Below are 11973 nucleotides of genomic sequence, written 5' to 3' on the forward strand. Positions count from 1 at the left end.
AGGCCGCTCCTCACCGGGTATCAGTGGACTGCGCTGTCGGTCGACTGCGCCGTCATGGCTGACTGCGCTGTCAGGCCGAAGTGAACTGCTGCCGGATCTGTGCGCGAGACCCCTCCCCGACGATCCGGTCAGGTCAACAGATGACCCAACAAGAGTAAGCCAACACGTCAACCGAGTAAGGGCGTTGACGCCACGTGGCGGACCCCTGTGACCGGTGACACCGCCGGACCTGTGACCGGATCTGGTCAGTACCGAGGTGATTCGCCCGGGCCATTGCCCTGCTGGCCGGTACTGCGTTCGCCCGTGCGATCGTCACGTACGGCCTCACCTTGGTGGTCTCCGGGCCCATCGGTGGGGCGATCGGCTTGCTGGTCGGGCCCATCGCCGGGTCGGTCGAATGGCCACTCGCCTGGCCAGTCGCCGAGTCCATGGCGGGCCGGATCGCTCGTCCACTCGACGGCTGGACGCGCCTCGGTGGGAGGGTCGCTCGCGATCGGCCGCGGCGGCTCGGAGAACCAGTCACCGACACCGGAACGGGACGCCTCGTCGGGGAGGTCGGACGTTTCCTTGCTGGCGGCATCGTCGGACCACCCGGAGGTGGCCGGTTGCTGACCAGGCTGGCTCGTCCACTCAGCGGGCGCACCCTGCTGACCCGACTGACTCGGCCACTCGCCTGCGGTTTGCTGCGAGTCACCCGCCGTCTGCGGGGTGGGGGTCTGATTCCACTCGGCGACGCTCTGCTGCCCCGACTGGTTCGGCCACTCGGCGACGGGCTGTGTCGTTGGCTGGGTGGACCAGGCCCCGCCGCTCTGCTGACCGGACTGGTTCGGCCACTCGCCTGCGGTCTGGTGGGAGTCACCCGCCGCCTGCTGCGTGGTGGTCTGACTCCACTCGGCGACGCTCTGATGCGCTGGCTGGTTCGGCCACTCGGCGACGGCACCCTGCTGGCCGGGCTGGCTCGTCCACGCACCGCCGCTCTGCTGCGCTGGCCACCCTGCCGGCGCGGGTGGGTGGGCCTGCCAGGCCACGCCGCCCTGCTGCCCCACCTGACCCGCCTGACCTGACTGGCCTACCTGACCCGCCTGACCTGACTGGCCCGCCTGGCCCGCCTGACCCGACTGGCCCGCCTGCGCCGGCCATTCGGCGGCCGGTTGTGCGGCCGGCTGGCCGGAGGACCATTCACCGACTCGGCGCTGATCCGACTGGAGCCACTCGCCGACACCCTGCCCGCGCCGGGACCATTCGCCCACACCCCGTCCGGCATCGGCGGGCTGCTCGGCTCCCGACCACGAGGGGATCGCGTCCGCACGCCCGGCGTCGCCGTACCGCTGTCCGACCGGTTCGCTCCCACCCGACTGCACTGGCTCGCCGTAGCTCGGCCGTCCCGACTCAGCCCGGTCCTGCCACTGTGCTCCGCCGATCGCCTGTGCGGGCGGAGGCTGGTCACCGTCCGCCGGCCACCGGTCCTGCGCCACCGCACCGCTGGCCTCCGCGGCGTCCGCCTCGGTGCCGGCGGCGGGCGCGGGGAACCTGGTGGTCTCCGTCATGCCAGCCTCGGCACGTTCCTGCGGTGCGGGTCGTTCGGTGGTCCTGTCGTACGGAACGACCTCTGCCCGCCCGCGGCGGCGGATCGCACCCGCGACCGCACCGATCGCCAGCGCACCCGCCGCGATCTCGAAGCCCAGGCCGATCCAGGGATAGAGATCCCGCTGTTCGGCGGTCAGCTCGGCGGGGCCGAAGTCGATCGAGAGGAACATCTGGAGGCCGACGAGGACCTGCAGCGCAAGACCGACGACGACAAGCAATCCGCGTACAAGTTGCCCTAGGACCGTCATGGCGAGGAAGCCTAACCATCGTGACCCGATCGGTCGCGCCCCCTGGGCCGGGAAGATTGGCCCACCCGGGGGACCGCTGGCCGTGTCGGTGCAGATGACCGCTTCCGGCCATCGCCCGGTTGCCGGTCAGGCCGACCAGCGGCCGGCCACCTCGAGCACCAGGTCGTTGGCGGCCGGTTCACCGATGCTCACCCGACAGCCCGCTCCGGGGAACGCACGGACGACGACACCCTCGGCCTCACAGGCCTGCGCGAACCGGTCAGCGTCGTCACCGAGCGGCAGCCAGACGAAGTTGGCCTCCGTCGCGGGGACGGCAAACCCCTGTGTACGAAGGGATTCCGCGACCCGGTAGCGCTCCTTGACGAGCTGCTCCACGTACGCGAACAGCACGTCCTCGCACCCCAGCGCGGCCAGTGCCGCCTCCTCCGCCACGGTCGACACCGCGAACGGAGGGGTGCAGGCGCGGAGGGCGTCGGCGACCGGTTCGTGGGCAATCGCGAAACCGACCCGCAGGTTGGCCAGGCAGTACGCCTTGGAGAACGTACGAAGGATGCAGACGTTCGGGTGCTGCCGGTAGAGGGCGAGGCCGTCGGCCGCGTCAGGGTCACGGATGAACTGCAGGTAGGCCTCGTCGACCACGATCAGAACATCGTCCGGGACCCGGGCGAGGAAGTCCGCCAGCTCGTCGTGGTGGACGACCGGGCCGGTCGGGTTGTTCGGCGTACAGACGATGACGACCCGAGTGCGATCGGTGACCGCCGCTGCCATCGCAGGGAGGTCGTGCCGCGCCTCGGCGGTGAGCGGCACCCGCACCTGGGTCGCGCCGGCCGCCTGCGACGCGATCGGATAGGCCTCGAACGACTGCCACGCGTAGACCACCTCGTCGCCGGGTTCGCAGGCCGCCTGCATGAGGTGGTAGAGCAACGCGACCGATCCGGTGCCGGGCGCCAGATTGCTCACCGGCACGTCGAGGCGGCGGGACAGCTCGCCGGTAAGACGTCCGCAGGAAAGGTCCGGGTAGCGGTTCATGGTGCCCGCGGCCGCACGCGCAGCCTCGAGCAGTTCGGGAGGCGGCGGGTAGGGGTTCTCGTTGCTCGACAGCTTGTACGTCGGCCGGCCCTTGGCGGGAGCGGCCGGCCGACCTGGCTTGTACGAGGGGATGCCCTGCAAGCTGCGACGCAGGCGAGGTCCGGACGGGCGCGCGGTCATGGACCCACCTTAGAGCGCAGGTCGGGTTGGCCTATTGCCGACTGCGAAGGCCCCGACGTTGCGTACTTAGGGCAGGCTTAGTCACGTGCAGGTGCACGAGAAGAAGCAACCGGACATCGCGCAGCCGGAGTCACTGGCCCGGCTCCTCGGCGGTTGGCGGGCGTCCACGGACGCGACGCTGCCGCCGGTGGCGTTCGTCGCCGGCTGGCTGCTGACCGGGCATTCGGTGGCCTGGGGAGCGGTGGCCGCGTTCGGTGTGAGCGTTCTACTCGGCGTCTACCGGCTACTCCGGGGTACGCGGCCGCGGGCGGTTCTCCTCGGTCTCCTCGGTGTCGCCATCGCCGCCGCCGTCGTCCTGCGGACCGGACACGCCGCCGACTTCTTCCTCGTCCAACTGGCCACCAACGCCGCGAGTGCGCTCGCCTGGATCGTCAGCATCGTCGTGCGCTGGCCCCTGCTGGGCGTGGTGGTCGGCACCGCACTGCGTCAGGGTGGTCGTTGGCGGCGGGACCCCGCGTTGCTGCGGGCGTACGCGACGGCGTCGTGGGTGTGGGTCGGTCAGTACGTCGTGCGGGTCGCCGTCCTCGGGTCGCTCTACCTGGCCAACGCCGTCGTCGCCCTCGGTATCGCGAGAGTCGCGCTGAGTTGGCCGCTCGTCGCAGGGTGCGTGGCGGTGAGCGCGTGGATCCTGGCCCGCGTCCTCCCGTCCGACCACCCCGGCTTCCGCAGCCCACGGGCCTGAGCAACCCACAGGTCCAAGCGGGCCGCGGTCCAAGCGGGCCGCGGTCCAAGCGGGCCACGAGACCTCGCGCGCGCAAACCGGCTCTTTCGTACGACCAACCAGTGGGTCTGGCACTCCGGAGGGCCTTGTCGGCGCTGTATCGGCGATATATCGTGAACCATCGTTAGCATGGCATCGAACGAAGGAGTCGCGCCCATGAAGAGGTTCATGAATCAAGGGCCGTTCCGGGATCGGGGTCCTGGCGGGCGGCGTGGCGACAACGCCGGTTGGCCGGGTCCCGACTTCCCTGCGGAGGGCCGTCACGGTGAGCCCGCCGGCCACGGCGAGCACCACCACGAGCACCATGACGAGCACCACCACGAGCGCCGTCGCGAGCGTCGGGAGCGCCGCGAGCGGCGCCGCGATGAGCGCAGCAGCCACCACGAGCATCACGAACACGGCAGGAACCACGGCGGCTTCGGCCCAGGCGGGCCGGGATTGGCGGGCCTCGGCCCGGGCGGGCCGGGGTTCGGTGGCTTCGACTTTGGCTTCGGCCCGGGTTTCGGCGGCTCTGGTGGGTTCGGCGGCTTCGGAGGCGGTGGACGGCGCGGCGGATGGGGTCCGCCGTTCGGGTTCCCGGGCCGTCGCGGCCCGCGCGCCCGCCGCGGCGACATCCGCGCCGGGATCCTGCACCTTCTCGCCGACTCGGACCGGCCGATGCATGGCTACGAGATGATCCGCGAGCTCCAGGAACGCACCGGCGGTGCGTGGCGACCGAGTGCCGGCTCGATCTATCCGACCCTGCAACTCCTCGAGGACGAAGGGCTCGTCGCCTCCACCGAGGACACGGGCAAGCGGCTGTACTCGCTCACCCACGCCGGCCGCGAAGAAATCGCCAGGCGTGGCGGTTCAGCCCCCTGGGAGGAGTTCACCGAGCCGACCGACTCGCCGTGGCACGAACTCCGCAACGCCGGCGCGGGCCTGATGACGGCGGCCATGCAGGGCGCCCACGCGGCGAACGAGCAACAGTTGCACCGGATCACCGAGACCCTGCGGGAAGCCCGGTCGCGGATCTACCGGATCCTGGGCGAGGACGAGCCCACCGAGCACGACCGGCCTGGGCGCGACAGCGACGCCCACCATCACACCGACGCCCACCATCACACCGACGCCCACCACCACAGCGACGCCCACCGCGACACGGGCGACGACCCGCGAGGGGACGACACGAGCAAGTAGCCCGCCGGAGGCGGCGACACCACTACCCAGCTGTACGAACTACCCAGCTGTACGAACGCGCATCCCTGCCGCCTGCTGCACACTTCACCTACGCTTCGGTCACGCGAATGCGCTGAACCCCTTACGTAGCGTAGGCGAAACGCCCTAATATCGGACAATGGCTCGGCAAGCAAGCATCGCGTTCCACGTCGAAGAGGTCCTCAACACTCCCGTCATCTCGACCAATCCCGTCGCCGGCGGCGACGTGTGCATCGCCACCCGGGTACGCCTCGGCGACGGCCGAAGCGTCTTCGTCAAGGCCCGCCCCGGCGCACCCGCAGGCTTCTTCGCCACGGAAGCACGGCACCTGACCTGGCTCGCCGCCGCCGGTGAAGGGGCGGCACTGACACCGGGCGTTCTCGGTTACGACCACGAGTGCCTCGTCCTGGAGTGGGTCGAGACCGGGCGTCCCTCCGCCGAAGCCGCCGAGAGGCTGGGCCGCGCACTGGCGGTCACTCATCGAAGTGGGGCACCGGCGTTCGGAGCCGGAGCCGAAGGTTTCATCGGACGGCTGCCGCAACCCAACGCCCCGACCGACAGTTGGCCGGAGTTCTACGCCCGGCACCGGGTCGAGCCGTACCTCCGGGTGGCGTTCAACCGCGGCCGACTCGACGCGAACGAGGCGAACGCCATCTGCGCACTCCTCGAGCGCCTCGAGGAACTCGCCGGACCACCCGAGCCGCCCGCGAGAATTCACGGCGACCTCTGGTCGGGCAACATCATCTGGGCGACCGACGGGCAACCGCGCGTGGTCGACCCGGCTGCCTACGGCGGTCATCGCGAAACCGACCTGGCCATGCTCATCCTGTTTGGTACGCCGCACCTCGACCGGCTCCTCGCTGCCTACGACGAGGTGTTTCCCATCGCCGACGGTTGGCGCGACCGGCTCGCCATCCATCAGCTGCACCCGTTGCTCACCCACGCGGCGACCTACGGCGGTGGGTACGGAGCGCGGGCCGGGCGGGTCGCCCGCGACCTCCTCGCCAGGAATCCCGTCCAACGGCCCGACCCGCGTCCCGTCTGACTCCTCGCTGCCCCGTCGGGTGGGTGGAGGATTCGCCGGGCTGGAAGCAGCCGAACCTCCACCCGATTCCGGCAGCGCGTCAGCGGTGGCCGCGTCAGCTGCGGCGTCGTCAGCTGTGGCGGATGGCGACGACGGAGTACGGCGTCGTCGGTTCGGGCGGGGTGGTGAAGCGGGCGTTCGCGAGATACAACCGGTCGCCGTACGCCGCGACCGTGGTGGGGACGTCGAACCGCTCGTCGGTCAGGCGGTCCACCACCCTGGCCCGCGTGCCAGTGGAGTTCAGGCAGAGGACGGCGACGGTGTTGAGCCGGTTCTGAACGGCGTACAACGTGTCTCCCCGCAGCAGCAGCCCGTCGCCGTTCGTCAGTACCTCGCCACCGAGGTCGACGGTCGTCGTGACCCCGGTCTTCGGGTCGACGTGGAACAGCATGCCGGTGGACGACTGGACGACGAGGAGCGCCCTTCGGTCCGGCGTACGCACCAGTCCGTTGGTGTTGATGCCCGCGCCGAAGACGATGTCGCCGCTCAAAGGCAGGCGTACGACCTCATCGGCGGCCGGAAGGTGGCCCCGGCCCAACGGCAGTTGGTAGAGGACCGGGTTGGTCGAGTCGGTGAACCATGCCGCGTCGCCGGTGAGCACGACGTCGTTGACGAAGCTGGCGCCGGGGGCGAACTGGTACGACGCGAGGATCTCACCGGTCCGCCGATCGATGACCCTGCCGTCACCGCCCGATCCACCGGAGACGAAGATCCGGTCCTCGTCGGTCTTCAACCCGAGCGACGGTGTGCCCGGGCCGGTGCTGAGGATCCGTCCGCGGCCGTTCGCCAGGGACGCCTCGTAGATGGACCCGTCCAGGCGCGAGCCGAAGTACGCCACCGGGCCGGGACCGATGGCGATGCCCTCCGGCTGGAAACCGTCCGGCAGCGGGAAGGTCGTCGGGAAGCCGTTCGACCCGCCGCCGTGGTGAACGGATGCCTGGGCGGTCGTGGGTACGCCGGCAAGGCCGAGCAGGCCTCCCAGCGCGGCAGTGGACAGGAAGCTGCGTCGATGCATGGCGACCCCTCGGTTCGATACGGCGTCGAGCTGTGGTTGGCCGTGGCGCTGCAGGTTGGCCGTGGCGCTGCAGGTTGGCCGTGGCGCTGCAGGTTGGCCGTGGTGCTGCAGGTTGGCCGTGGTGCTGCAGGTTGGCCGTGGTGCTGCAGGTACGGCGACGAGCTGACGTGGGCGGATCGTTGGTGTCCCGGACAACGGCGACGAGGCCCCGCCGGCCGCGCCACGTATCGACGGGGACCGGCAGGCGACGCGGCCAGTGCGGGACCTCGTCCACTGTCACGGACGGCGGGTCGAGTCGGTTCGACGGCGGGCCGAAATCCGCCGGGGTCACCCCGCGCACCATCCGGCGGACCGCGCACCACACGCCCGGGTGGGCTCAGTCGAGCGCGGACGCGCCGCCGCTGATCTGCGCCTGAGCGAGCGCCGCGGCCTCCGCCAGGACGGACTTCACCGGGCGGCCGGTCCGCTCTGCGAGTGCGGCCACGTCGTCGTACTCCGGCTGGACGTTGACGACCGCGCCGGCATGCGTCGCGACCTTGACGCGCACGGGTCCGTCCGGGAGAGCGACCGTGCGGATCTCGCGGTCGAGCGGTTGCTTGCGTACCTGGTGGCTTCGTACGCCGATCGCCGAGGTCTCGGTGAAGATGACCTGGCACACCGCGTCCAGCCGGTCCGGGTCGACGAGGACCGCCAGCAGGTGCGCCGGGCGGCCCTTCTTCATCAGGATCGGCGTCAGCCAGGCGTCGGCGGCCCCGGCAGCGAGGATGCGCTGGAGGACCGCGGGCCAGATCCTGGGGTCGAGGTCGTCGACGTTGGACTCGACGACGACCTGGGTGGAGGTCGGCGGTCCCTGCGCTGCGGCGCCCTGTGCGGCCGAGTCGGGCACCGTGCCGAGGACAAGGCGCACCACGTTGGCCCGGCCGGGGACCTCGCGCGTCCCGGCACCGAATCCCTGACCACTGACCTGCATCGGCGGCTGCCCGCCCCATCCGGTCACGTGGGTGGTGAGCAGCGCTGCTCCGGTCGGCGTGCACAGTTCACCGAGGGGCGCTGCCTCGCTGCCGGTCTCGCCGGCGTACGACGGTGCGCCCGCGCCCGCCAGCAGCTCCACGACCGCGGGAACGGGGACCGGAAGCCGACCGTGGGCGGCGCGGACGAAGCCGGACCCGACGGCGACCGGTGAGGCGGACACCGCGTCGAGTCCCAGGTGGGCGAAGCCCGCGCACACCCCAACGACGTCGGCGATCGCGTCGAGCGCGCCCACCTCGTGGAAGTGGATCGCGTCGGGCGTGGTGCCGTGGACCTTCGCCTCCGCCTCGGCAAGACGCCGGAACGTCTCGTGTGCCTGCTGGCGTACGGCGTCGTCGAGCTCGGACTCGTCGAGCAGCTTGCGGACGTCGGCCCAGGTGCGGTGATCGGTGGAGTCGGTGCCGTCGACGCTCACGTGCGTGGCGGCCAGCCCGTTGCGGGTGACCCGTGCGGCGGTGAGTTCGACGCTCTCCGGCGCGACCATGTCGACGGCCGTCGTGAGGACCTCGAGGGGTACGCCGGCTGCCACGAGCGCACCGAGCAGCATGTCGCCGCTCGCGCCCGAACCGCAGTCGATCCAGGCGATCCGGCGGTCCACCGGTTGGCTCCTCACCGGTCCACCACGCGGTGCTCGGACGGGTGCCGCGTACCAGCGCTGTGGTCGGAGGCCCGGTGATCGGTGGCCTGGTGATCGGTCGCCTGGTGATCGGTCGCCTGGTGATCGGTCGCCTGGTGGCTCACGGCCTGCCCGTTCCCGGCGCGGCGAGCTACCCGGGCGGCGAACACCCCGGCGCCGAAGCCGTTGTCGATGTTGCTGACGACCACGCCCGGAGCGCAGGAGTTGAGCATCGCCAGCAGCGCGGCGACCCCGCCGAACGACGCGCCGTAGCCCACGCTCGTCGGCACCGCCACCAGGGGTACGCCGGTGAGCCCGCCGACCACCGACGGCAGGGCGCCCTCCATACCGGCGACGACGATCAGGCAGTCGGCGGCGTCGAGCTGGTCCTTCGCGTCGAGGAGGCGGTGGACGCCGGCCACGCCGACATCACTGATCCGGTGGACGCCACCCCCGAACGACTGGACCGTGAACGCCGCCTCCGCCGCCACCCGGGCATCCGACGTACCCGCCGCGACCACGCACACCATGCCTGTCGGCTCGGGCAACGGCCCCACCGTGGCTGCCCTGGCAGTCTCGTCGATGCGTGCGTCGGGAAACGCCGACCGGATCAGAGTGATCGCGTCGGCGTCGAGTCTGGTGGCGAGCGCGGCCCGACCGGGATGAGCGTCCCGAAGCGCCCGGAGCAGATCCACCACCTGGGCGGGGGACTTGCCGGCGCCGTAGACCACCTCCGGGTCGCCGGTACGGGAGAGCCGGTCCGTGTCGAGGCGTGCGTACCCCAGATCGACGTAACCCGGATCGACGGGTGCCGGTTCAGTGGTCCCGTTGCGGGTGCCAGCCTGCCCGTCGCCTCCTACCGGCGACCCTGGCGAGCCAGGCAACCCGCCGGGAACGATATCGCGGGAGGTCATGGCTCGACCTTAGGTCGGCGCGCGAGCGGGACCCGATGCGGGTCGACGAACGGGAAGGTCACATAGCCGAGAATGGACCACGTTCGAGTGCGTACGGAAGCTTCGCCGGCGAAAGGGACCGGAACAGCGAAGCCGTGAAGACCGCGGGGAGCGATACGTGAAGACCGGGAGGAACGCAGCGTGAAGACACTGATCACGGGCGGGGCGGGCTACATCGGCAGCACCATCGCCTCAGCGTGTCTCGACTCCGGCATCAGGCCGGTGATCCTCGACGACCTGAGCACCGGGCGGGAGGAGTTCGCCGAGGGCCGGGCGTTCTACCGCGGCGACATCGCCGACGGCGCCCTCCTCGACACGGTGTTCCGCGATCACCCCGACATCTCGGCCGTCATCCACTGTGCCGCGAAGATCGTCGTGCCGGAGTCGGTGCGCGACCCGCTCGGCTACTACGCCAACAACGTCTCGGGAACCATCGCGCTGGTGCAGCATCTGCTGCGGCACGGCTGCGAACGGTTCCTCTTCAGTTCGTCCGCGTCGATCTACCAGCCCGGTCCGGATCTCAGCGTCGACGAGTCGTCACCGGTCGACCCGCAGAGCCCGTACGCCGCAACCAAGATGATGGTCGAACGCGTCCTCGCCGACGCCGCGGCGACGCTTCCGCTCCGGGTGATCTCGCTGCGCTACTTCAACCCGGTCGGCGCCGACCCCTTACTGCGTACCGGCCTGCAGAGTCCCGCCCCGACCCACGCCCTCGGGAAACTGATCGAGGCGTACGAACGAGGGACGCCGTTCACGATCACCGGCACCGACTGGCCGACCCGTGACGGTTCGGGTATCCGCGACTACATCCACATCTGGGATCTCGCAGAGGCACACGTGCGGGCGCTGGAGAGGTTCGACGAGGTGGTGCCTGCGCCACGGGGATACGAGGTCATCAACCTCGGGACGGGACGGGGTACGACGGTCCGCGAGCTTGCCAGCGCGTTCCAGGACGCGGTCGGTGACCGGCTCCAGGTGCGGGAGGCGGGTCCCCGGCCGGGTGACGCCGTGGGGTGCTTCACCCGCAGCGACAAGGCGGCAGCCCTGCTCGGGTGGAGCGCGACGAGGACCGAGAAGGACGGCGTGCTCGACTCGCTGGCCTGGGCGCGGAAGCGTCCCACCATCCTCGGCCGCTGAGTCGATGGCAGCGGGCCGCTGAGTCCATCCCGGACGCTGAGCCGACCGCCGAGCCGACCGCCGAGCCGACCGCCGAGCCGACCGCTGAGTCGATCGCCGACCGCTGAGTCGATGGCAGCGGGCCGCGTGCTGAGCGTTGGGAACCACCGACAGACCGCGGTTCATGATCAAGAGGCAGAAAACGGGGAAAAGACGCCCACAATCGCCCGGTTTCTGCCTCTTGATCATGGACCGCGGCGGCGCCACGCGGGCGTTCTGCGGGGCCCTCGACAGCAGCCCGGGCGCTTCGACGACCTGTGCAAAACATTGTTCGTGCGGCTGTCGGTGGCTGCCGCCAGAATGGGCGGTCATGTCCGCCGACCCGCCAGCCGGCCCAGCATCGCCGCCTGCTCCGGCCCAACCAACCCAGCCAGCCCAACCAACCCAGCCAGCCCAACCAACCCAGCCAGCCCAGCCAGCCCAACCGACCCAACCAGCCCAACCGACCCAGCCAGCCGATCCAACCCACCCGGCGGACCCGACCCAACCGGTCGACCTCGATGCCCTCGCCGGCAGCTCCGTCCGCCTCCGCGCCCTCGACGAGGGCGACCTGCCGCAGCTGTGTGCCTGGTGGGCCGATCCGCGGATCACGCCGTACCAGGTCGTCGGTCCGCCGCATCCGCGCCCCGCCAGCGTGCTCGCCGAGTGGTTCCGCTCCCGGGGTGCCAACGACGGCATGGACTGTGGCTTCTGCATCGTGACCAAGGACTCTGGTGAGCTGGTCGGCCAGGCCGCCCTGTTCGGCATCGCGCCGAAGGACCGGTGCGCGACGTTGGGGATCTTCCTCGGGCCAGTGCACCAGGGCCGCGGCTACGGCTCCGACGCGGTGCGCACCCTCGTCCGCTACGGGTTCGCCCAGCTCAACCTGCACCGGGTCGAGCTGGGCGTGTTCGGCTTCAACGCCCGCGCAATCGCCACGTATCGCAAGGTCGGCTTCGTCGAGGAGGGCCGGCGCCGGCAGGCGATCTACCGCAGCGGAGCCTGGCACGACGAGGTGCGGATGAGCATTCTTCGTTCGGAATGGGACGCCTCGAGCATCCCTTAGCAGTCATCCGCAAGCTCGAGCGTCCACTGACAG

At 70.8% G+C, this 11973-nt stretch carries 10 protein-coding genes; 5 read left to right on the top strand and 5 right to left on the bottom strand.

Annotated features, from left to right (window positions below; genetic code table 11):
* Positions 1-245 precede the first annotated feature (245 nt).
* Together ABNF93_RS13665 and hisC are read right to left on the bottom strand one after the other, a co-directional pair.
* Positions 246-1835 (bottom strand): hypothetical protein, encoded by a 1590-nt coding sequence (locus ABNF93_RS13665; RefSeq protein ID WP_349328355.1) that lies wholly within the window; start codon positions 1833-1835, stop codon positions 246-248.
* Positions 1836-1961: 126 nt separating this feature from the next.
* Entirely contained in the window at positions 1962-3044 is a 1083-nt protein-coding gene (gene hisC / locus ABNF93_RS13670) for a histidinol-phosphate transaminase (protein ID WP_349328356.1), read from the bottom strand.
* Positions 3045-3129: 85 nt separating this feature from the next.
* Here hisC and ABNF93_RS13675 point away from each other — a divergent pair, with 85 nt between their 5' ends.
* From ABNF93_RS13675 to ABNF93_RS13685, 3 genes are all read left to right on the top strand, one after another.
* On the top strand, positions 3130-3786 hold the full coding sequence (locus tag ABNF93_RS13675) for a DUF3159 domain-containing protein (RefSeq protein ID WP_349328357.1): 657 nt from the start codon (positions 3130-3132) through the stop codon (positions 3784-3786).
* A gap of 195 nt (positions 3787-3981) precedes the next feature.
* The gene (locus ABNF93_RS13680; protein ID WP_349328358.1) at positions 3982-5004 is read left to right on the top strand and encodes a PadR family transcriptional regulator; all 1023 of its coding nucleotides are present in this window, start codon (positions 3982-3984) and stop codon (positions 5002-5004) included.
* A 157-nt stretch (positions 5005-5161) separates the two neighbouring features.
* Positions 5162-6067: a fructosamine kinase family protein gene (locus tag ABNF93_RS13685; protein WP_349328359.1), complete on the top strand. Its 906-nt coding sequence runs from the start codon at positions 5162-5164 to the stop codon at positions 6065-6067.
* Positions 6068-6176: 109 nt separating this feature from the next.
* Here ABNF93_RS13685 and ABNF93_RS13690 read toward each other — a convergent pair whose 3' ends face one another.
* The 3 genes from ABNF93_RS13690 to larB all read right to left on the bottom strand — a co-directional run bounded on the left by ABNF93_RS13690 (position 6177) and on the right by larB (position 9680).
* Entirely contained in the window at positions 6177-7121 is a 945-nt protein-coding gene (locus ABNF93_RS13690; RefSeq protein WP_349328360.1) for an NHL repeat-containing protein, read from the bottom strand.
* Between the two features lie 376 nt (positions 7122-7497).
* Entirely contained in the window at positions 7498-8748 is a 1251-nt protein-coding gene (gene larC, locus ABNF93_RS13695) for a nickel pincer cofactor biosynthesis protein LarC (RefSeq protein WP_349328361.1), read from the bottom strand.
* 11 nt (positions 8749-8759) lie between these two features.
* A complete protein-coding gene (larB, locus tag ABNF93_RS13700; protein ID WP_349328362.1) occupies positions 8760-9680 on the bottom strand; it encodes a nickel pincer cofactor biosynthesis protein LarB in 921 nt (306 codons plus the stop codon).
* Between the two features lie 180 nt (positions 9681-9860).
* Between larB and galE the strand changes: the two genes are divergently transcribed.
* Both galE and ABNF93_RS13710 read left to right on the top strand, forming a co-directional pair.
* On the top strand, positions 9861-10856 hold the full coding sequence (galE, locus tag ABNF93_RS13705; RefSeq protein WP_349328363.1) for a UDP-glucose 4-epimerase GalE: 996 nt from the start codon (positions 9861-9863) through the stop codon (positions 10854-10856).
* 349 nt (positions 10857-11205) lie between these two features.
* Positions 11206-11940 carry a GNAT family N-acetyltransferase gene (locus ABNF93_RS13710; RefSeq protein ID WP_349328364.1) on the top strand — a complete coding sequence of 245 codons (735 nt, stop codon included), beginning with the start codon at positions 11206-11208 and terminating at the stop codon, positions 11938-11940.
* The last annotated feature ends 33 nt before the right edge of the window (positions 11941-11973 follow it).

This window comes from Actinopolymorpha sp. B9G3, from assembly GCF_040120725.1.
GTDB lineage: Bacteria > Actinomycetota > Actinomycetes > Propionibacteriales > Actinopolymorphaceae > Thermasporomyces.